19 protein-coding genes are annotated in these 19,545 nt (G+C 73.0%); 14 read left to right on the top strand and 5 right to left on the bottom strand.

What is annotated here, in order from left to right:
- Window positions 1-70 precede the first annotated feature (70 nt).
- From O1G21_RS30015 to O1G21_RS29985, 7 genes are all read left to right on the top strand, one after another.
- Window positions 71-436: a hypothetical protein gene (locus O1G21_RS30015; RefSeq protein WP_270148087.1), complete on the top strand. Its 366-nt coding sequence runs from the start codon at window positions 71-73 to the stop codon at window positions 434-436.
- A gap of 4 nt (window positions 437-440) precedes the next feature.
- Window positions 441-1,496 carry a hypothetical protein gene (locus tag O1G21_RS30010; RefSeq protein ID WP_270148086.1) on the top strand — a complete coding sequence of 352 codons (1,056 nt, stop codon included), beginning with the start codon at window positions 441-443 and terminating at the stop codon, window positions 1,494-1,496.
- A gap of 77 nt (window positions 1,497-1,573) precedes the next feature.
- Window positions 1,574-2,116, top strand: a complete 543-nt coding sequence (locus O1G21_RS30005; RefSeq protein ID WP_270148085.1) for a GNAT family N-acetyltransferase — start codon at window positions 1,574-1,576, stop codon at window positions 2,114-2,116.
- Window positions 2,117-2,198: 82 nt separating this feature from the next.
- On the top strand, window positions 2,199-3,179 hold the full coding sequence (locus O1G21_RS30000) for a hypothetical protein (RefSeq protein WP_270148084.1): 981 nt from the start codon (window positions 2,199-2,201) through the stop codon (window positions 3,177-3,179).
- On the top strand, window positions 3,158-4,426 hold the full coding sequence (locus O1G21_RS29995) for a sensor histidine kinase (RefSeq protein ID WP_270148083.1): 1,269 nt from the start codon (window positions 3,158-3,160) through the stop codon (window positions 4,424-4,426). The genes O1G21_RS30000 and O1G21_RS29995 overlap by 22 nt, the downstream gene beginning before the upstream one ends.
- Window positions 4,423-5,115 (top strand): response regulator, encoded by a 693-nt coding sequence (locus O1G21_RS29990; protein ID WP_270148081.1) that lies wholly within the window; start codon window positions 4,423-4,425, stop codon window positions 5,113-5,115. Before O1G21_RS29995 ends, O1G21_RS29990 begins: the two co-directional genes overlap by 4 nt.
- Before the next feature lie 122 nt (window positions 5,116-5,237).
- Complete coding sequence (locus O1G21_RS29985) at window positions 5,238-5,885, top strand: Pr6Pr family membrane protein (RefSeq protein ID WP_270148080.1); 648 nt, start codon at window positions 5,238-5,240, stop codon at window positions 5,883-5,885.
- Between the two features lie 19 nt (window positions 5,886-5,904).
- Here the strand turns inward: O1G21_RS29985 and O1G21_RS29980 are convergent, their stop codons facing one another.
- The 3 genes from O1G21_RS29980 to O1G21_RS29970 form a co-directional block, all read right to left on the bottom strand.
- The gene (locus O1G21_RS29980; protein WP_270148078.1) at window positions 5,905-6,294 is read right to left on the bottom strand and encodes a toxin Doc; all 390 of its coding nucleotides are present in this window, start codon (window positions 6,292-6,294) and stop codon (window positions 5,905-5,907) included.
- Window positions 6,295-6,313: 19 nt separating this feature from the next.
- Window positions 6,314-6,526, bottom strand: a complete 213-nt coding sequence (locus O1G21_RS29975; protein ID WP_270148077.1) for a hypothetical protein — start codon at window positions 6,524-6,526, stop codon at window positions 6,314-6,316.
- A gap of 223 nt (window positions 6,527-6,749) precedes the next feature.
- Window positions 6,750-8,357: an ABC-F family ATP-binding cassette domain-containing protein gene (locus O1G21_RS29970; RefSeq protein ID WP_270148075.1), complete on the bottom strand. Its 1,608-nt coding sequence runs from the start codon at window positions 8,355-8,357 to the stop codon at window positions 6,750-6,752.
- 525 nt (window positions 8,358-8,882) lie between these two features.
- On the opposite strand from O1G21_RS29970, the gene O1G21_RS29965 reads away from it, so the two are divergent.
- From O1G21_RS29965 to O1G21_RS29950, 4 genes are all read left to right on the top strand, one after another.
- Complete coding sequence (locus tag O1G21_RS29965) at window positions 8,883-10,100, top strand: trypsin-like serine peptidase (RefSeq protein WP_270148073.1); 1,218 nt, start codon at window positions 8,883-8,885, stop codon at window positions 10,098-10,100.
- A 93-nt stretch (window positions 10,101-10,193) separates the two neighbouring features.
- A complete protein-coding gene (locus O1G21_RS29960; RefSeq protein WP_270148071.1) occupies window positions 10,194-11,831 on the top strand; it encodes an ABC-F family ATP-binding cassette domain-containing protein in 1,638 nt (545 codons plus the stop codon).
- 88 nt (window positions 11,832-11,919) lie between these two features.
- The gene (locus tag O1G21_RS29955; RefSeq protein WP_270148070.1) at window positions 11,920-12,594 is read left to right on the top strand and encodes a nitroreductase family protein; all 675 of its coding nucleotides are present in this window, start codon (window positions 11,920-11,922) and stop codon (window positions 12,592-12,594) included.
- Between the two features lie 97 nt (window positions 12,595-12,691).
- Window positions 12,692-13,303, top strand: a complete 612-nt coding sequence (locus tag O1G21_RS29950; protein WP_270148069.1) for a GNAT family N-acetyltransferase — start codon at window positions 12,692-12,694, stop codon at window positions 13,301-13,303.
- Here O1G21_RS29950 and O1G21_RS29945 read toward each other — a convergent pair.
- Window positions 13,297-14,256, bottom strand: a complete 960-nt coding sequence (locus O1G21_RS29945; protein WP_270148068.1) for an aldo/keto reductase — start codon at window positions 14,254-14,256, stop codon at window positions 13,297-13,299. The two genes, O1G21_RS29950 and O1G21_RS29945, sit on opposite strands and share 7 nt — an antisense overlap.
- Window positions 14,257-14,739: 483 nt before the next feature.
- Here O1G21_RS29945 and O1G21_RS29940 point away from each other — a divergent pair, with 483 nt between their 5' ends.
- The 3 genes from O1G21_RS29940 (at window position 14,740) to O1G21_RS29930 (ending at window position 18,650) form a co-directional block, all read left to right on the top strand.
- A complete protein-coding gene (locus O1G21_RS29940) occupies window positions 14,740-15,345 on the top strand; it encodes a choice-of-anchor C family protein (RefSeq protein WP_270148067.1) in 606 nt (201 codons plus the stop codon).
- Between the two features lie 218 nt (window positions 15,346-15,563).
- Window positions 15,564-17,075, top strand: coding sequence for a carbohydrate binding domain-containing protein (locus O1G21_RS29935; RefSeq protein ID WP_270148066.1), 1,512 nt, complete (start codon window positions 15,564-15,566; stop codon window positions 17,073-17,075).
- A 171-nt stretch (window positions 17,076-17,246) separates the two neighbouring features.
- A complete protein-coding gene (locus tag O1G21_RS29930; protein WP_270148065.1) occupies window positions 17,247-18,650 on the top strand; it encodes an SDR family oxidoreductase in 1,404 nt (467 codons plus the stop codon).
- Between the two features lie 77 nt (window positions 18,651-18,727).
- On the opposite strand, the gene O1G21_RS29925 is transcribed toward O1G21_RS29930, so the two are convergent.
- Entirely contained in the window at window positions 18,728-19,471 is a 744-nt protein-coding gene (locus tag O1G21_RS29925; RefSeq protein ID WP_270148064.1) for an SDR family oxidoreductase, read from the bottom strand.
- Window positions 19,472-19,545: the final 74 nt, after the last annotated feature.

Below are 19,545 nucleotides of genomic sequence, written 5' to 3'. Positions count from 1 at the left end.
GGGACCTGTACGGTCGTCATGCCGCAGGGGGTACGAACCCCTCTGCCGAACCTGGGGGAGGAACCCACACGTGGGTAGCCCGTACTTCACCACCGGACCGGTCGCCCCGGCCACGGACAACGTCGGCACCATCGCGAACATGCTGCCGGGTACGGCCTTGTTGCCGGTGGGTGACGTCGCCCAGCGCTACGTCGACGTTGCCACGAGCAACTGGGCGAACAACACCATCAACGCCATCAACACCAAGGCGCAGGGTGATATCAGCAGCCTCTACACTGCCGGACAGTCGCAGGTGGCGGACATGCTCAACGCCAAGGCCCAGGACTTGGGTGTCCCTGAGCGCAACTTCCAGCTCGCCCAACTGGCCGACACGGGCAAGGTTCACTACTACACGTCGATCAACGAGGCCTACAAGGCCGCGTTCGGCAACGGGTGATCGCGTGACGGAGCAGCAACACGAGCGTTCCGAGAGCGGCGCCGAGCGTATCGATGCGGCGCTCGACCGGCGCGGGTTCACCACGTGGCCGTTGCGGGTGCGGGCGGCGGTCGTCGTAGCCGGGGCGGTAGCGGTGGTGGCCGGGGCGGGGGCGTTCCTCGCGAACAACCTGAGCAACGCCTTCGGTCCGGACAGCGTGTGCGACGGCGCGGTGAGCGCGGCCGCGCTGAACGACGCGCTCGGGCCGGGCAAGGTCAGCGGCGAAAAGAACGGTGCCTGGGAATCGCCCAGCGGTGGAGCGTTCTGCACGGCGACGGTGAGCTACGGGGTCTTCGGCAACAGCCGGTCCGTCTTCGTGCAGGTCGATCAGGCCGACGACCTCGGCCCTTACCCGGCCAGTGCGGGAGATCGACTGTTCGCCGCTTCGGCGAACGGCGGCGCGGCCGGAGCGGCTCGCGACGACCGGGCCTGGGCACTGCTTCCCGGGGAGTGCGGCACCGGGTTGCGGGTCGAGGTCAAATCGGGCGGCGAGGACGGACCCGGCGCTGGAAAGCTGGCCCGTCTCGCCGCGGCGGCGGTGAACGGCGTCGCGGCGGACAAGGGGTGCGGGAAGACGCCGTTCCCCGCACCGCACGCACTGTCCCAGGCCGGGCACGAGCACGATCTGAACAGTGGCTCGATCTGCGGCCTGCCGGGGTTCACCGCGACCGGCGCCGCTGGAGGCAACGGCTACAAGGAGAGCGTGAACACTGCGTTCGACCCGGTGTGGACCTGCCGGATCAGCACGGACAGGAGTCCCTTCGCCTACTCGTTCACCATCGGAACCGAGCCCCGGCTCCGCCCCCCGGTGATCGAGAAGGACACGTCGCCCGCATTCGGCCGGTCCCGCTGGGCCACGCCCCTGCGGGACCGGGAGGTGGTAGCGACGTGCCAGGGCAGACCCACCTACTTCCGGATGGACTCCGACATCCTCCAGACGTTGTTCCCCAGCACCGAGGAGGCCTGGAAGCAGTTCCTCACCGCAGGTGCCAAGACGATCGGGTGTGAGCCGATCCTGTAGAAATTGGGCGGGCGCAATGGTGGCGTAATGGTCTATCGTGCGAGCGATCCATTACGTACGACATCGGGGGAAGCAGCATGGCCACCGTCGACCAGGACGTCACCACCGCCCGCACGATCGTCGCCGTTTCCGAGCGGCTGGTGCTGACGCGCCCGCAGGAGGGGGACGCCGAGGCGATGTTCGCGATCCACGGGGATCCGGAGACCAACCGGTACAACCCGTACGGGCCGCAGCGGGACATCGCGCAGGCGCGGGAGCAGTTGGCGGGGTTCGTGGCGGACTGGCCGCGGGACGGGGTGGGGTACTGCATGGTGTCGACCCGGGAGGAGCCGGAGGTGATCATCGGGGTCGCCGGGCTGTTCCTGCACACGCTGGACGGGGAGCAGGTGTTCAACCTGTACTACCGGTTCCGGCCGTCCGCCTGGGGCAAGGGGTACGCGGCGGAGGCGTGCCGGGCGGCGATGGCGGAGGCGCTGCCGCGGTTCCCGGGGATTCCGGTGACGGCGCTGATCCGGGCCGACAACCTGCCCTCGCGGCGGCTCGCCGAACGGCTCGGGCTGGTCGCGGACCCGGACGGGCGGGTGGACCACGAGGACCGGTTGATCCACCGGATGGCGTAGCAGCCGGAATCCCCCGCCGGGGGGAGGGGGATCGCGCCCAGGGCGGAGGCCGCGGGCCGGGGCGCGGCGGCAGCGTTGGGGCATGAGGATCGACGAAGGACGGGTACGGGCCGGGGCCGCGTGGACGGCCGTGGCGGCGACGGGACCGTACCTGACGCTCAAGACGCTGTGGCTGACCGGACATCCCGTGGGGTCGGGCGACCCCGGGGAGATGGACAGGCTGTGGCTGCTGAACCTGCTGACCTTCGGGATGGACGCCATCGCCGTCGCCCTGGCGCTGGCCTTCGTCCGGCCGTGGGGACGGCGGGCGCCGGCCGGGCTGGTGGCCTTCCCGATGTGGGTGGCTACCGGGCTGCTCGGCACCATTCTGCTGGCGCTGCCGCTGTACCTGCTCAGTGTCCTGCTGCTGGGGCCCGAGCGGAGCACGCAGCAGGACAACGGCAACGGCCTCGGCGGTTGGGTCTTCCCCGTGGTGTACGGCGGCTTCGCCGTCCAGGGGTCGGCGCTGATCACCGCGTTCGTCCTGTACGCCCGGCAGCGCTGGGCCGCGCTGCTGCGGGCGAAGATCGGCGACCTGCCGCACTCCCCCACTCTGACCGCGCAGCGCGGTCTGGCCTGCGTCGCCGCGCTGCTCGGGCTCGGCATCGCGGTGGCCCGGGCGTACTGGGCGGCGGGCGGCACCGCCGGGCTGCCGATCGCGCTGGCACAGGACCGGTCCAGGGGCGTGGCGGTGATGGACGCCGTGACGGCGGTGATGGCGGTGGCCGCCTCGGCGGGACTGCTGATGCTGGTGTTCCGGATCCGCCCCCGGCGGCCGCTGCGCGCGCCGCTGCTGGTGGTCTGGACGGCCGCCGGGTCGCTGTTCGGTTGGGGCTGCTGGCAGTTGGTGGCCTACGGCGCCACCGCGGCCGAGACGACCGGACTGATGGCCCTGGTGCAGGCCACCCAGGTGGTGTCCGCGGTGCTGATGCTGGCCGTCGGCGCGGTGGCGCTGGTGGAACGGGCGGCGGCGGTGCGCGGCGCTGTCGTAGAGTCACCCGGGTGGACACGGGGGGCGGCCTGATTCGGCGGGCGGGAGAGGCGTTGTTCGGGCGGCGGGCCCGACTGCGCTGGGTGCACCTGGTGCTGGGCGGCGCGCTGCTCATGCCGTACTACCTGTTGTCGGTGGTGGCGCTCGGGGCACTCAACCCGGACCAGGGGCACGTTCGCCAACTGCTGCTGCAGCTCCTCGCGTTGTTCACCTCGTTGCCGATGGCAGCGGTCACCGCCCTGGTACCGACCGTCCGGGGCCTGGAGGGCGCGGCCGCGCGGGCGCTGTGCGCGGTGGCGCGGCCGGAGGACCTGGCCACCGGGCCGGCCCGGTCCTGGGCGGCCCGGTGGCGCACCGCGCTCTGGTTCGTGCTGCACCTGTTCTCGGGCGGCGTGGTCGCCGGGATGACGCTGGCCGGGGCGCCGTTCGCGGTGGTGCTGATCTTCGGATTCGCCGGGGGCGAGGAACTCGCCAAGTACTGGACGGACCGCTTCCCCGGCTGGATGATCACCGGCCCGACGCTGGGCCTGGCCGTCCTGCTGCTGATCGTCGGGACCAACGCCGCCTGCGGCACGCTGCTGGCCCGCTGGGCACCCGCCCTGCTCGGCCCGACCCCGGAGGAACGGCTGGCCGCCGCCGAGCGGCGGGCCACCGTGCTCGCCCAGCGCAACCGGCTGGCCCGCGAACTGCACGACTCGGTCGGCCACGCGCTCAGCGCGGTCGGCATCCAGGCCTCGGCGGCCGCCCGGGTGCTGCGCACCGACCCGGACTTCGCCGCCGAGGCGCTGCGGGCGATCGAGGAGACCGCCCGCGGGGCCGTCGCCGAACTGGACACCGTGCTCGGGCTGTTGCGCGAGGAGGAGGACGCCGGCGCCGGACCGGCCGGGCCCACCCTGGCCGGGCTGGACGACCTGCTGCGCCAACTCGCCCGGACCGGTGTGACGGTGGACGCCGAGCTGGCACCGGGCCTCGGCGCGCTGCCGGCCGAGGTCTCCCGCGAGGCGTACCGGATCGTGCAGGAGGGCCTGACCAACGTGCTGCGGCATGCCGGGCCCGCCCCGGCCGGGCTGCGGGTCGCGCTCGACGCGGGCCGGCTGGAGATCGAACTGACCAACCCGCTGGGCCCGGCCCGCCCGAGCCGCCCCGGCGGCGGGCGCGGGCTGCGCGGGATCGGGGAACGCGCGACGGCCCTGCGCGGCGGCAGCAGCGTGGGGCCGAGCGAGGACGGAACGACGTGGCGGCTGGCCGTGTGGCTGCCGGTGGGAGGGAGCGCGGGATGACCGACGAGCACGGGACCGACGGGGGCGGCACCATCCGCGTGGTGATCGCGGACGACGAACGGCTGGTCCGGATGGGCCTGCGGGTGGTGATCGACGCCGAGCCGGACCTCCGCGTGGTCGGCGAGGCCGCCGACGGTGCCGAGGTCGTCCCGCTGGTGCGCGAGCTGCGCCCGGACGTGGTGCTGATGGACGTCCGGATGCCCGGCATCGACGGCATCCGGGCCACCGAGCAGCTGGTCGGCGGGATGGCCGAACCGCCGAGGATCGTGGTGGTCACCACCTTCGAGCACGACGACCACGTGTACGACGCGCTGCGCGCGGGCGCGGCCGGGTTCCTGCTGAAGCGGGCGCGGGCGGAGGAGATGGTCCAGGCGGTGCGGCTGGTCGCGCGCGGGGACTCGCTGCTGTTCCCGGCGGCCCTGCGCGAACTCGCGCTGCGGCACGGCGCGGAGGGCCGGCGGGAGGCGGCCGCGGGCCGGGGGCCGATCGGGCGGCTGACCGAGCGGGAGGCGCAGGTGCTGCGGCTGATGGCCACCGGGCTGAACAACGGTGAGATCGCGCGGCAGCTGGTGGTGAGCCAGGAGACGGTGAAGACCCATGTCGGCAGCGTGCTGGCCAAGCTGGGCGCCCGGGACCGCACCCAGGCGGTGATCGCGGCGTACGAGTCGGGGTTCGTGCTGCCGGGCTGAACCGGTGGGTCGCCGTAGCCGCTCGTACGCGGGTTCCCCGCCCCCGAGGGCGGCAAGTAGAGTGCGGACTTCCGCTTGGCCGTCCGATACCTCCCGTATCGCCTCAACGAACTGGTGACCGCATGACCGTCCGGACCCGCCCGGCGCTGTGGTGGCGCTCGGGCATCGTGCTCTCCGCGGGCCTCGGCCTGGTCCTCGGGGCCTCCTCGCTGGTGTACTTCACCGTGCAGAGCAACGTCATCGTGCTCGGCTACTTCATCGGCGCGGTGTACTGGATGGTCAAGCGCGACACCGTGGACGCGCCCGCGCCCCGGCTGCGCGGGGCCGCCACGCTGTACATCCTGATCACCGGGCTGGTCTCGCACGTCCTGCTCCAGCACGGCGCCAACCCGCTGCCAGGGCTGGTCAGCGGGCCGGACCGGCTGGCGCACTGGTCGTCCTTCTTCCTGCACTACGTCACGCCGGTGATGGTGCTGGTCGACTGGCTGGTGCTGAAGCCGCGCAACGCGGCGGCCTGGAAGGACATCCCGCTGTGGCTGGCCTTCCCGCTCGGCTACGCGGCGGTCGTACTCGCCCGCAACGCGCTGTTCGACGACTTCCCGACGCCCTACCCGTACTTCTTCTTCGACCCGACCACCAGGGGCTACGGCTACGTCTGGGGCCAGATCGCCCAGCTGACGGTCGAGTTCGTGGTGCTCGCCGCCCTCGTGGTCGGGCTGGACCGACTGGGCACGCTGGTCGCGGGGCGGTGGAGGCCCGTCCGGGCGTAGAACGGAGCAGCGGCCGGCCTCAGATCCGCCAGGAGCGGATCCGGTCGGCCGCCGCGTACACGTCCGCCCTGCCCTCGACGACGTCCCGGGCCAGCTCGACCAGCGCCCCGTACGGCGGGTCGATCCCCTCCCCGGCCGCGTGCATGTACGCGGCCGTCGTCATGCAGGCGTACAGGTTGTTGCGCACCGGGAGCGGACGCAGCAGCACGATGGTGTGCATCAGGGTGGCCGCGCACCAGGCGGGGTCGGCGTCGTGACCGAGCTGGGCGGTGTTCACCCGGTGCCGGGCCACCGCGGCCTGCAACGCCGAGTAGTCCCGCACGCTGAGGTCCTCCGGGGAGGACCGTTCCTGCACGTCGAGCAGCCAGCGCAGGTCGACGTGCAGCAGCGTCACGTCCTCGCCGTTCACCGGGCCGCTCCCCCGTGCCTCACGCGGCGGGCGCGTCCTCCGGGAACGCCGCGTCGAACTCCGCCCGGTGGTCCTTCCAGAACGCGACCGCGTGCTCCACGAACACCCGCCGCTGCTGTTCCCGCACGCTGAGGTCGTGGACGTACGCCTTCACGCTCTTGCCGTCCGCGGCGGCGGCCTCGCGGATCGCGGCGAGTTCGTGCTCCGTGTACTCGATGTTGAGCGCAGGCATGTCGCCGATGGTACTGCAGCACACGGCAGTTGGCAGCGGGGCGGCGGATTTCCACCCGTCGCCCCACCCGCCGACCTGCCGCCCTGCCGACCTGCCATCCTGCCGTCCTGCCGGCGCAGCGCACCCGGCCGGCACCGAACGACCCGGCGACTCCGCCCTGAGCACGGCCCGCCGGCTGCTCACCGAGGACGCGCGGGGCGACCAGCGAGACCGGGAGTAGTCGCTACATCGGATCCACCGTCCTCAGTTCGCCGTCCAGCTCCAGCCACCTGGTCAGCCCCAGGCCGCGCAGGAACGGCAGGTCGTGGCTGACCACGATCAGCGCGCCCCGGTACGCGGCCAGCGCCTCGGTGAGCTGGCGGACGCTGGCGAGGTCCAGGTGGTTGGTCGGCTCGTCGAGCAGCAGCAGCTGCGGCGGCGGGTCGGCCAGCAGCAGGGCGGCCAGCGTCGCCCGGAACCGCTCGCCGCCGGACAGGGTGCCGGCCGGCTGGTCGGCCCGGCCGCCGCGGAACAGGAAGCGGGCCAACCGGGCGCGGACGGCGTTGTCCCCGGCGCCGGGCGCGAACAGCTTGACGTTCTCCGCGACCGTCAGCTCGTCGTCCAGCAGGTCGAGCCGCTGGGGCAGGTGGCGCAGCGGCACCTGGATGGTGACCATGCCCTCCAGCGGGGCGAGTTCGCCCGCGATGGTGCGCAGCAGCGTGGTCTTGCCGGAGCCGTTGCGCCCGACCAGGGCGATCCGCTCGGGACCGCGCAGGTCGAGGTCGACGGTGGCGCCGTCGGGCAGCCGGACCTTCTGCAGGGTGAGCACCCCGCGCCCGGCCGGCACTGCGGTGCGCGGCAGGTCGACCCGGATCTCGGCGTCCTCGCGCACCGCCTGCTCGGCGGCGGTGAGCCGCGCCTTCGCCTCCTCCAGGCGCTCGGTGTGCATGCCGGTGAGCCGGCCGGCCGTCTCCTGGCCCTTGCGTTTGAGCATCCCGGCGACGATGTGCGGGTCGTTGCGGGTGATCGAGCGCTTCCTGCCGTAGCTGGCGCTGCGCTCCAGCCTGCTGCGGGCCTCGACCAAGTCCCGCTTCTGGCGCTGGACGTCGGCCTCGGCGTTGCGCAACAGCCGCTCGGCCGTCTCCTGCTGGGCCGCGAGGGTGTGCTCGTACTCGTCGAAGTTGCCGCCGTACCAGGTGACTTCGCCGTCCCGGAGGTCGGCGATCTGGTCGACGTGCCGGAGCAGCTCGCGGTCGTGGCTGACGATCACCATGACGCCGTGCCAGCCGGCCACCGTCTCGTAGAGCCGCTCGCGGGCGGCCCGGTCGAGGTTGTTGGTGGGCTCGTCGAGCAGCAGCACGTCGGGGCGGCGCAGCAGCAGGGCGGCCAGCCGCAGCAACACCGCCTCGCCGCCGGACAGTTCGCCGGTGGTGCGGTCGAGGCCGAGGCGGTGCAGGCCGAGCCGGTCGAGGGTGGCGCGGGCGCGCTCCTCGACGTCCCAGTCGTCGCCGACGGCGTCGAAGTGCCGTTGGTCGGTGTCGCCGGACTCGATGGCGTGCAGGGCCTCGCGGGCGGCCCGGATGCCGAGCGCCTCGTCGACCCGCAGGCCGGTGTCGAGCGTCAGGCCCTGGGGCAGGTAGCCGAGTTCGCCCGCGATCCGGACGGTGCCGCCGGTGGGGGTGAGCTCGCCGGCGATCAGCCGCAGCAGGGTGGACTTCCCGGCGCCGTTGAGGCCGATCAGTCCGGTGCGGCCGGGGCCGACGGCGAGGTGGAATCCGTCCAGGACGGGCTTGCCGTCGGGCCACTCGAACGCGAGGTCGGTGCAGAGGACGGCGGTGGTGGGTTGTGCCATGCAAGGCCTCCCGGGTGGTTGCTGAAGGGGTGATGAGCAACACGGGGAGACACCGCGGGTGCGGAACCGGAACGGCCGGAGGACAGGGCGGCGCTGGTAATGCGCGTGCGCCACGGGGCCGTGACTGAGGTCGCACACTCGCACACCACGGGGCAGCAGGGCCTGCGTGGCGGGGGCGGTGTCCCGGGACCTCAGTAGAGCAACGGCCTTCTCCTTGTCTGGCGGATGACGTGGACCACGCTAGGCACGCCGACGAACGGGTGCAACCGATTTATTCGGCACGGCCACGGCCGGCACGGCCGACACGGCACGGCACGGCACGGCCGGCAGGCGCCGTTCATTGACCCATGGCAAAGGCCCGGTGCCGATCCCGTGCCGATCCGGTGACAGCCTCGTCCCAGCCGGGGGTGGATGTAAGGGGTTTCTTATCCGCATGGCAGACTCCTCACCTGCCATACCTGCGGCCCCCGGGCCGTACCCGAGGAACGGGCCGTATGGCGGTAGTCAACAGGGGGATTTGAACTCATGTCACCGATATCCCGGCCGAGCCGTGCCGTCCTCGGCGCTTCCGTCGCCGCACTGACCATGGTGGTCGCCACCGGTTGCGGGCCGGACAACAGTGACCCGGCCGGCGCCCAGAGCGCGGCTCCGACGGTCGCCGCCTCCGCCTCCGGGAAGCCGGGCGCGGCTCCGATCAAGCTTCCGACGGTCCAGGAGCTGAAGACCTGGAAGCTCGAGGACTGGGACAAGTGGGCCCAGGCCAACGTGATCACCCCGGCGGTCAAGGGCTACTGGACGCTGCAGAAGCTGCTGAACGCCAAGCCGAAGCCGCTGCCGCAGGCGCCGGCCCAGGACCCGACGCAGGCCCCGGCCCAGCCGACCGCGCAGCCGACCAGCGCGGCCCCGGCCCAGCCCACCGCCGCGCAGCCGCCGCTCGGGCCGGACCAGCTGCCCTCGGTGGTCGCGGCGAAGCCCGTGGCGCACCCGTTCCCGAAGAACATGCACGTCAACGGCAAGATCTTCTTCAAGGACGGCAACGACGACTACGTGTGCTCCGGCACCGTGGTCTCCGACCCGGCCAACCCGGGCAAGAGCAACCTGGTGTGGACCGCGAGCCACTGCCTGCACGGCGGCAAGGGCAACAAGTACTACACCGACATCACCTTCGCCCCGGCCTTCAACAGCAACGGCGTGCTGAGCAACGGCAACAAGCAGAAGTCCAAGCTGGAGGACGCCGAGCCGTACGGCGAGTGGGGCGCGACCGCCGGCATGGTCTCCCCGCAGTGGACCCAGGAGGCCGACCCGGAGAAGGGCGGCCCCTGGAGCCAGTACGACTTCGGCATCATCAAGGTCGCCAACCCCGACCCGAACGGCAAGTCGCTGGAGGAGACCGTCGGCGGCTCGGTGCCGCTGTGGTTCAACGCCCCGCGCGACCAGCTCGCCTCGGTCTCCAACTACGGCTTCCCCGAGGGCAAGCCCTTCGACGGCGTCGAGCTGGAGCACTGCGACGGCGGCAAGCCGACCGCGAAGCCGGGCGTCCCGGACCGTCCGGCGATGCTGATGATCGGCTGCAACATGACCGGCGGCAGCAGCGGCGGCGGCTGGTACGCCACCAAGGACGGCAAGCCGGCCCTGGTCAGCGACACCTCCGTCGGCAACGGCGCCAACACCTACGAGGCAGGCCCCTACCTGGAGGACGTCGCGGCGCACATGTTCGACTACTTCTCCAAGAAGGCCAAGTGACCCGCTAGGGAGTGTCCGGGGGCCGCGGCTGCTACAGCCGCGGCCCCCGGGCTTTTCCGGCTCGGGGCCCGCTCCTCCTACAATCGGCCCATCATGAGCGCCACACTCGTAGTCAAGGACCTCAGCGCCGGCCACGGCGAACGCACCCTCTTCTCCGGCCTGGACCTGGTCGTCGCCCCCGGTGACGTGATCGGCCTGGTCGGCGTGAACGGCGCCGGCAAGTCGACCCTGCTGCGGCTGCTGGCCGGCCTGGACACCCCCGAGGGCGGGTCGCTGCGGCTCAGCCCGGCGAGCGCCAACATCGGCCACCTGCCGCAGGAGCCGGAGCGGCGGGAGGGCGAGTCGGTGCGCGACTTCCTGGCCCGGCGCACCGGCGTCGCGGCCGCCCAGGCCGCGCTGGACGAGGCCACCGAGGGCCTGGTCGAGGGCCGTCCGGGCGCCGACGACGCGTACGCGGCGAGCCTGGACCGCTGGCTGGACCTCGGTGGCGCGGACCTGGAGGAGCGGGCCGAGGAGGTGGCCGACTCGCTCGGCCTGAAGGTCTCCCTCGACCTGCCGATGACGGCCCTGTCCGGCGGCCAGGCCGCCCGCGCGGGCCTGGCCTCGCTGCTGCTCTCCCGCTACGACGTGTTCCTGCTCGACGAGCCCACCAACGACCTCGACCTGGACGGCCTGGAGCGGCTGGAGGCCTTCGTCAAGGGCCTGCGCGCCGGCACCGTGCTGATCAGCCACGACCGCGAGTTCCTGGCCCGCACCGTCACCAAGGTGCTGGAGCTGGACCTGCACCAGCAGCAGGTCAACCTGTACGGCGGCGGCTACGAGGCGTACCTGGAGGAGCGCGCGGTGGCCCGCCGGCACGCCCGCGAGGATTACGAGGAGTACGCCGACACCAAGGCCTCGCTGGAGGCCCGGGCGCAGATGCAGCGCAACTGGATGGAGCACGGCGTCCGCAACGCCCGCCGCAAGGGCGGCGACAACGACAAGAAGGCCCGCGCCACCCGCGCCGAGTCCACCGAGAAGCAGGCCTCCAAGGCCCGGCAGACCCAGCGGATGATCGAGCGGTTGGAGGTCGTCGAGGAGCCGCGCAAGGAGTGGGAGCTGCGGATGGAGATCGCCACCGCGCCGCGCTCCGGCTCGGTGGTCGCCACCCTGCGCGCGGCCGTCGCCCGGCGCGGCGACTTCGCCTTCGGCCCGGTGGACCTGCAGATCGACTGGGCCGACCGGGTCGCCATCACCGGTGCCAACGGCGCGGGCAAGTCCACCCTGTTGGCCGCTCTGCTCGGCCGGCTCGAACTCGACGCCGGCAGTGCCGTGCTGGGCTCCGGCGTGGTGGTCGGCGAGGTCGACCAGGCGCGTGGCTTGTTCCTGGGAGGCGAGCCGCTGGCGGACGCCTTCGCCGCCGCCGTACCGGAGTTCACCGAGGAGGAGGTGCGCACCCTGCTGGCCAAGTTCGGCCTCAAGGCGGCGCACGTGCTGCGCCCGGCCGGCACCCTCTCCCCCGGTGAGCGCACCCGGGCCGCGCTGGCGCTGCTGCAGGCGCGCGGGGTCAACCTGCTGGTGCTGGACGAGCCCACCAACCACCTGGACCTGCCCGCGATCGAGCAGCTGGAGTCGGCGCTCGGCTCGTACACCGGCACCCTGCTGCTGGTCACCCACGACCGGCGGATGCTGGACACCGTGGCGGTGAACCGGCGGATCGAGGTCCGGGACGGCCGGGTGCACGAGCGGTAGCCCGTCCCGCGTGGGAACACGGTCGGCCGCTCCGGGAATTGGTCTCTACCTCTTCCCGGAGCGGCCGTCATGTGCTGTGCTGTCGGCCATGGTTGACAGCACAGTGGCAGGGACGTCCCACCCGACCGTCCCGCTGACCCCGATGACGGTGCCGGCCGACCAGGCCGAGGCCCGTAGCAAGGCCTTCCACGACGTGATGGCGCAGCGCCGGACCGTCCGCGACTACGACACCCGCCCGATCCCGGACGGGGTGATCGAGTGGGCGGTCCGCACCGCGAACACCGCGCCCAGCGGCGCGCACGTCCAGCCCTGGCGGTTCGTGGTGATCACCGACCCGGAGCGCAAGCGGCTGTTGCGCGGGGCGGCCGAGGCCGAGGAGCGCGAGTTCTACGGCCACCGGGCCTCCGAGGAGTGGCTGACCGCGCTGGCGCCGATCGGCACCGACTGGCACAAGCCGTTCCTGGAGGACGCGCCGGCCGTGATCGTGGTCTTCGAGGTGCACAAGGGGCCCGACTCGCCGCGCCCGTACTACACCAAGGAGTCGGTGGGGATCGCGGTCGGGCTGCTGCTGGCCTCGCTGCACCAGGCCGGGCTGGCGACGCTGACCCACACGCCGAGCCCGATGCGGTTCCTCAACGAGGTGTGCGACCGCCCGGCGGAGGAGCGCGCGGCCTACGTGATCCCGGTCGGCTACCCCGCCGAGGGAGCGCGCGTGCCGGACCTGCGGCGCAAGGAGCTCGACGAGGTGCTGGTCCGGCTCTGACGCGCCGGGGGCGCGCCGCCCGTGCTCCCGGTCGGGGCCCGGGGGGGTGCGCCCCTTCCGGAGGTGGCAGGTCCGGGCCAAGGACATAATCGCCGCCATGAGCCGAGTACAGCCGTGGTCCTGCGAGCCCGCCCGGGCGGCGCCGGAGGTGACCGCAGGGCGGCCGCCCGAGCTGTTGCGGCTGCCCGGCGGCCTGTGCCTGCACCGCCGCCGCAGCGCCCACGCGCCGGCGCTGAACCGGGCCGTCCGCGCCAACCTGGAGCACCTGCGGCCCTGGATGGAGTGGGCGGCCGAGGCCCCCAGCCAAGCCCGGACCGCCGAGCTGACCCGGGCCGGCACCGCCGCCTGGGAGGCCGGCACGGACTTCATGTACCTGGCCGACCTGGACGCCGCACCCGGCCGGGTGGTCGGCGCCTTCGGCCTGCACGGGCGGATCGGTCCGGGCGCGCTGGAGATCGGCTACTGGGTCGCCGCCCGGCACGTGGGCCGCGGCATCGCCACCGCCGCGGCCGGGGCGCTGACCGAGGCCGCGCTGGCGCTGCCGGGGATCGCCCGGGTGGAGATCCGCTGCGACCAGGCGAACGGCGCCAGCGCGGCCGTCCCGCGCAAGCTCGGCTACCGGCTGGACCGGGTCACCGAGGCCGCCGTCCGGGCCCCGGCCGAGACCGGACGGCAGCTGGTGTGGGTCAAGGAGCGGCTAGATCAGTAGTAGCGCCCGCCCTCGGCGGCCGGCAGTGCGTCCAGCTCGGCCAGGTCGGCCGCCGAGAGCTCGATCCCGGCCGCGCCCGCGTTGTCCAGCAGGTAGCGCGGGGTCTTGGTGCCCGGGATCGGGAAGACGTACCGGCCCTGCGCCAGCGTCCAGGCCAGCGCGACCTGCGCGGGCGTGGCCCCGATCCGCTCGGCGATCGCCCTGACCCGGCCGACCAGCTCCAGGTTGGCCTGCAGCGCGTCCTGCTGGAAGCGCGGCAGCCGGCGGCGGAAGTCGTCCTCGGGCAGTTCCTCGAGGGAGGTGATCCCGCCGGTCAGGAAGCCGCGGCCGAGCGGCGCGTACGGCAGGAATGCGATGCCCTGCTCCTCGGTGTACGGCAGCACCTCGGCGAGCGCGTCCCGGGTCCACAGCGACAGCTCGGACTGCACCGAGGCCACCGGGTGGACCGCCTGTGCCCGCCGGATCTCCTCGACGCCGACCTCGGAGAGCCCGATCAGCCGGACCTTGCCGGCCTGCACGGTCTCGGCGAGCGCGCCCCAGGTCTCCTCGATCGGGACGGCCGGGTCGACCCGGTGCAGCTGGTAGAGGTCGAGGTGGTCGGTGCGCAGGCGGCGCAGGCTGTCGTCGATCGAGCGGCGCACGTGCTCGGGGCTGCCGTCCCGCTCCCCGTCCGAGCCCACCGAGCCCGGGACCATGCCGACCTTGGTGGCCAGGAAGGCGCGCTCGCGGTACGGGCCCTCCAGGGCGGCGCCGACCACCTCCTCGTTGGTGAACGGGCCGTAGATGTCGGCGGTGTCGATCAGGGTGACGCCGAGGTCCAGCGCCTGGCGGATCACGCCGATGGACTTCTCGTCGTCCCGGTTCCGCACGTCGTAGGCGAAGGTCATCCCCATGCAGCCGAGGCCGATGACGCCGACCTCCGGGCCGCTGCTGCCGAACGGGGCGTTGCGCATGACGGTGCTCCTGTCTGGTTTCCGGCTGCTCCTGCGGTCGATCGGGCCCTGGCCGGCGCACGAGGTCGGTCGCCCGGGGACGGATCGATTCCCACGATCGATCATGTCTGACGCTCGATCAGATGTGGTGGTGGTTCGGCTGATTCCGGCCTTTCCTCTCTCGTGGCCGCCGGACGGTTCATATGGTCATCGCCTCACTGTGGGCGTACGAACGGGGCGCGCGGCTCCGCCTTCACCACCGGGCTCCCGCACCCGGCCGTCGGCTCCCGGCGTTCGTCCCCGCACCGTTCGCCCGGCCCCTGCGGTCCTCCCCCCGCCAAACCGGCGCGCGGGAGCCGCCCGCGGGAGCCCCGCACCACCGGGCGCCGCCCGTCCGGTCTTGGCACGGCTCATCGGGACGGTCGACGCTCTGTTCGCGGCCGATCGACTCGGCCCGACACCACGGAAGTGACCGAAAGCGTCACTCGATTCGGGGAGGAACCCATGGCACTCTCGCGGACCCGCACCGCGGCGCTCGCCCTCGCCGTCGCCGCCACCGCGCTGACCACCACCGCGCTCGCCGCCCCGGCCCAGGCGGCCGGCCACCGCACGTTCAGCCACTTCGACGACGGCAGCTTCGAGTCCCCCAAGGCCCCGACGGGCGCCTTCACCGAGTTCGCCGCCGGGCAGACCATCGGCCCGTGGCAGGTCACCGGCGGCAGCGTCGACCTGATCGGGGCGGGCATGTGGCAGGCCGCCGAGGGCGACCAGGCGCTCGACCTCAACGGCAACGCGCCCGGCACCATCGCCCAGACCTTCACCACCGTCCCCGGCGCCACCTACTCGGTGACGTACGCGCTGGCCGGCAACCCCGACGGCGGGCCCGCCGTGCGGACCGGGCGGGCGCTGATCGACGGGCAGGACTTCCAGGACTACTCCTTCGACGTCACCGGCAAGACCAGGACCGCGATGGGCTACGTCGGACGGCAGTTCAGCTTCGTCGCGCAGAACTCCAGCACCACGCTGACCTTCGAGAGCACCGTGGCCGGCCTGTTCGGCCCGGTGCTGGACAACGTCCAGGTGAAGGAGTGCAAGCCCTGCTGCGGCTGAAAGGGCCTCACCCGGGAGGGCGGTCCTTAAACCCGCCCTAAAACCTGCCCTCGGACGGCTTCCGGAAGCCGGGAAGTGCTTGACGTGCCCAGCTGGTCTAGTCCAGTTTGATCCTCAGCACCGCGTTCCTCCCCGCACCGGACCAGCCCCCATGCTGCCGCCCGCCCGTGTCTCCCCCCTCACGGCGCGGGCGGCCCCACGTCCCGAGAGGCACCCCCATGCCCAGCGCGCTCCAGCACGCCCCCACGCACCGCCGCCCCGCCGGCCGGACCAAAGTCCTCAGCCTGACCGCCGCCGCCGTGCTCGCCGCCGGCGGCCTCGCCACCCTCGCCGGGAACGCCGGCGCGGCCGACGCCGACCTGCTCGCCAACGGAGGCTTCGAGAGCGGCTCCCTCACCCCGTGGAGCTGTTCCGCCGGCACCGGCGGTATCGTCAGCTCCGGTGCCCACAGCGGGACCTACGCGCTCAAGGGGGCGGCGAGCGCGAGCGACACCGCGCAGTGCGGCCAGACCGTGAGCGTCCAGCCCAACACCACGTACAGCCTCAGCGCCTGGGTGCAGGGCCAGTACGTCTACCTCGGCGCCACCGGCAGCGGTGTGACCGACCCCGCCGCGTGGACCCCCGGCGGAACCAACTGGCAGCAGCTGTCGGCCAGTTTCACCACCGGACCGAGCACCACCAGCGTCACCGTCTACCTGCACGGCTGGTACGGGCAGGGCGCCTACCTCGCCGACGACGTCACCCTCACCGGCCCCGGCGGCGGCAGCCCGTCGACCCCGCCGACCGGCACCCCGAGCGGCACGCCCACCGGCACCCCGACCGGTGGTCCGAGCACCCCGCCGCCGAACGTCGCGCTCCCGGTCGCCCCGTACATCGACATGGGCGCCTGGCCCACCCCGTCCATGCCCGACATGGCCAAGGCGGGCGGCGTCAGGGGCTACAGCATGGGCTTCGTCACCGGCGTCGGCTGCAAGGCCAGCTGGTTCAACGCCTATGACCCGCGCACCGGTTGGGCCAAGGACCAGATCGACGCGCTGCGCGCGGCCGGCGGTGACGTCAAGCTCTCCTTCGGCGGCGCCGCCGGCACCGAACTCGCCGCCGCCTGCACCTCGGTGGACTCGCTGTTCAACGAGTACGACGCCGTGGTCAACGCCTACGACCTGCGCTACGTCGACTACGACATCGAGGGCGCGGCGATCGCCGACACCGCTTCCGACGACCGCCGCTCGGCCGCGCTCGCCAAGCTCCAGCAGGCCCACCCCGGCCTCAAGGTCTCGCTCACCCTGCCGGTCCTGCCCGAGGGCCTGACCCGCGACGGCGTCGCCGTCGTCAAGTCCGCCCGGGACGCCGGGGTCAACCTCGACCTGGTCAACATCATGGCGATGGACTACTACCGCTCCGGCACCGACTACGGCAACGCCGCCGTCCAGGCCGCGCAGTCGACCTTCGGCCAGCTCAAGGCGCTCTACCCGGCCAAGACCGACGCCCAGCTGTGGGCCATGGTCGGGGTCACCCCGATGATCGGCGAGAACGACGACCATCAGATCTACGACCAGGCCGCCGCCCAGCGGTTGGTGACCTTCGCCCAGCAGAACCACCTCGGGCTGCTCGCCTTCTGGGACGCCACCCGGGACGCCAACGCCTGCACCGGCGGCTCGCTGGCCAAGTGCACCAACATCCCGCAGCAGCCGTACGAGTTCGCCAAGATCTTCAGCCGCTACGCGGGCTGAGTCGACGAGGCTGAACCGACGGCGCGTCCCGAGGTGCCGGTGGTCCGGGGGCCACCGGCACCGGTTCGCTGACCTCCGACTGCGGCTGAGTGCCCGGGGAGAAATTGGCATCCCATCGTCCCGGACCGTCAACTACGCTCCCTCCCACCTGTACGGCACGAGGGGGCGGACATGACGGTCCGGGACGACCACAACCAGCTCAGCACGATCCTTCCGATCGGCGACGACGCACGCGCAGCCGACCTCGGCCCCGAGGAACTCGCCGCGTTCAGCCGCACCCTCGGCCGACTGCGCGCACTCCCCTCCCACGACCGCACCCGGCTGCACGCCGAGCGACAGCTCAGCTCCTTCGTCATGGAGAGCCGCAAGCGCCGCCGCCAGGAGGCCAAGGAGGCGCTCCGGCAGGCCGACGCCGAGCTGATCGCCGCCACCGCGACCGGCGCCCGCCACCGCCGCGAGGACGCACCACTGGCCCCGGCCGGCGGGCCGGTCGGCGAGCTGCGGACACCGCGCAAGTGCTACGTCTGCAAGCAGCCGTACCGCCAGGTCGACGGCTTCTACCACTCGCTCTGCCCGGACTGCGCGGCCGACAACACCGCCCGTCGCGGCCTCAGCACCGACCTGCGCGGGCGTCGCGCGCTGCTCACCGGCGGGCGGGTGAAGATCGGCTTCCAGCTCGCGCTGATGCTGCTGCGGGACGGCGCCGAGCTGATCGTCACCAGTCGCTTCCCGCAGGACACGGTGCGCCGCTTCCGCGCCGCCGAGGGCAGCGGGCGGTGGTGGGAGCGGCTGACCGTGGTCGGCATCGACCTCCGCGACCCGCGCCAAGTCCTCGGTCTGACCGATCAGTTGCGCGCCGACGGCCGACCGCTGGACATCCTGGTCAACAACGCCGCCCAGACGCTGCGCCGCCCGCCGGAGTCCTACGCCCGGCTGGCGGCGGGCGAGTCCACCGCCCTGCCGCCCGCCGACCTCCGGGCCATCACCCGGGCGCCCGGCTTCCAGCCGCTCACCGGTGCGGCCCAACTCCCCTCGGGCGCGGGCGCCCTGCTGGACTTCACCGACGAGGCAGGACTGCTGCCCGACCTCGCGCCCGCCAACTCCTGGTCCGCCACGCTGGGTTCGCTCGACCCGGCCGAGGTGCTGGAGACCCAGCTGGTCAACGCCCTCGCCCCGGCGCTGCTCTGCGACCGGCTGCTGCCGCTGCTGCTCGCCTCCCCGCACCCAGCCCGCTACATCGTCAACGTCACGGCGGTGGAGGGCCGGTTCGCCGTCCGCAACAAGACCGCGCGCCACCCCCACACCAACATGGCCAAGGCCGCGCTCAACATGCTCACCCGCACCAGCGCGGCCGAACTCGCCCCGCAGGGCGTGCACATGTGCGCCGTCGACACCGGCTGGATCACCGACGAGAACCCGGCGCCCAAGAAGACCCGGATCGCCGCCCGCGGCTTCCGCACCCCCCTGGACATCGTGGACGGCGCGGCCCGGGTCTACGACCCGATCGTGCGCGGCGAGGCCGGCCACCCGCTGTCGGGGGTGTTCCTCAAGGACTACCGGGTGGCGGAGTGGTGACGGACGGAGGGTGACGGATTCACCACAACGCCCGGCCCGGGAGCAGTCCCCGGGCCGGGCCGTACGTCATGCGGTGCTCAGCGGCCGGTGGGCAGGTTGGCTCCGCCGGTGCAGTCCAGCACCACGCCGGTGACGAAGGTGTTGGCCGCGAACATGTGGATCGCCCGGGCGACCTCCTCGGGGCGGCCGACCCGGCCGACCGGGGTGGTGGCGGCGAGGCCGTCGAAGAGGGCGGTGCGCCGCTCGGCCGGAACCCGGTCCCACCACGGGGTGTCGATGACGCCGGGCGACACGGCGTTGACCCGCAGCGGGGCGAGCTCGACGGCCAGCGGCGGGACCATCGCCTCCAGCGCGCCGTTGATGGCGGCCAGTCCGGCGGTGCCGGGGAAGGCGGAGCGGGCGGAGGCGGCGGTGATCAGGGTGACCGAGCCGTCCTTGCGCAGGTGCGGCAGGGCCGCCTGGAGGACACGGACCTGCGGCCAGAACTTGGCGTCGAAGCCGTGCGCGAGGTCGGCGAGGTCGAGCTGGGCGAACGGGCCGCTGCCGGCCGCGCCGCTGACCGCGACGACCAGGTGGTCGACGGTGCCGGTCCCGGTGAAGAAGCGGGCCAGGGCGGCCGGGTCGGTCGCGTCCAGCTGTGCGCCGCTGGCCTTGCCGCCGATCCGGGCGACGGCGGCGTCCAGCTTCTCGCGGTCGCGGCCGGTGATCACGACCTCGGCGCCGTCCGCCGCGAATGCGGTGGCGGCCGCCTCGCCGATGCCGGAGCTGCCGCCCATCACGACGACGCGCTGACCGGCGAAGAGGTTCGATGCAGTGCTCATGGTTCTGGCCCTTCCGGCTTTTCGAGTGCTTGTCGAGACCGCTGGTTCCGGTAATGATGGTTGCCGAGACTGTT

The sequence above is a fragment of the Kitasatospora cathayae genome (assembly GCF_027627435.1).
Classification (GTDB): domain Bacteria; phylum Actinomycetota; class Actinomycetes; order Streptomycetales; family Streptomycetaceae; genus Kitasatospora; species Kitasatospora cathayae.
This window is presented reverse-complemented; position numbering and strand designations above follow the sequence as displayed.

Excerpts from the sequence above, each read along its gene's own strand:
- O1G21_RS29945 (WP_270148068.1), bottom strand. The coding sequence starts at position 14,256 with ATGCGCAACGCCCCGTTCGGCAGCAGCGGCCCGGAGGTCGGCGTCATC.
- O1G21_RS29990 (WP_270148081.1), top strand. The coding sequence starts at position 4,423 with ATGACCGACGAGCACGGGACCGACGGGGGCGGCACCATCCGCGTGGTG.
- O1G21_RS30000 (WP_270148084.1), top strand. The coding sequence starts at position 2,199 with ATGAGGATCGACGAAGGACGGGTACGGGCCGGGGCCGCGTGGACGGCC.
- O1G21_RS29955 (WP_270148070.1), top strand. The coding sequence starts at position 11,920 with ATGGTTGACAGCACAGTGGCAGGGACGTCCCACCCGACCGTCCCGCTG.
- O1G21_RS29985 (WP_270148080.1), top strand. The coding sequence starts at position 5,238 with ATGACCGTCCGGACCCGCCCGGCGCTGTGGTGGCGCTCGGGCATCGTG.
- O1G21_RS29925 (WP_270148064.1), bottom strand. The coding sequence starts at position 19,471 with ATGAGCACTGCATCGAACCTCTTCGCCGGTCAGCGCGTCGTCGTGATG.
- O1G21_RS29975 (WP_270148077.1), bottom strand. The coding sequence starts at position 6,526 with ATGCCTGCGCTCAACATCGAGTACACGGAGCACGAACTCGCCGCGATC.
- O1G21_RS29935 (WP_270148066.1), top strand. The coding sequence starts at position 15,564 with ATGCCCAGCGCGCTCCAGCACGCCCCCACGCACCGCCGCCCCGCCGGC.
- O1G21_RS29930 (WP_270148065.1), top strand. The coding sequence starts at position 17,247 with ATGACGGTCCGGGACGACCACAACCAGCTCAGCACGATCCTTCCGATC.
- O1G21_RS30005 (WP_270148085.1), top strand. The coding sequence starts at position 1,574 with ATGGCCACCGTCGACCAGGACGTCACCACCGCCCGCACGATCGTCGCC.
- O1G21_RS29965 (WP_270148073.1), top strand. The coding sequence starts at position 8,883 with ATGTCACCGATATCCCGGCCGAGCCGTGCCGTCCTCGGCGCTTCCGTC.
- O1G21_RS29960 (WP_270148071.1), top strand. The coding sequence starts at position 10,194 with ATGAGCGCCACACTCGTAGTCAAGGACCTCAGCGCCGGCCACGGCGAA.
- O1G21_RS29950 (WP_270148069.1), top strand. The coding sequence starts at position 12,692 with ATGAGCCGAGTACAGCCGTGGTCCTGCGAGCCCGCCCGGGCGGCGCCG.
- O1G21_RS29970 (WP_270148075.1), bottom strand. The coding sequence starts at position 8,357 with ATGGCACAACCCACCACCGCCGTCCTCTGCACCGACCTCGCGTTCGAG.
- O1G21_RS29940 (WP_270148067.1), top strand. The coding sequence starts at position 14,740 with ATGGCACTCTCGCGGACCCGCACCGCGGCGCTCGCCCTCGCCGTCGCC.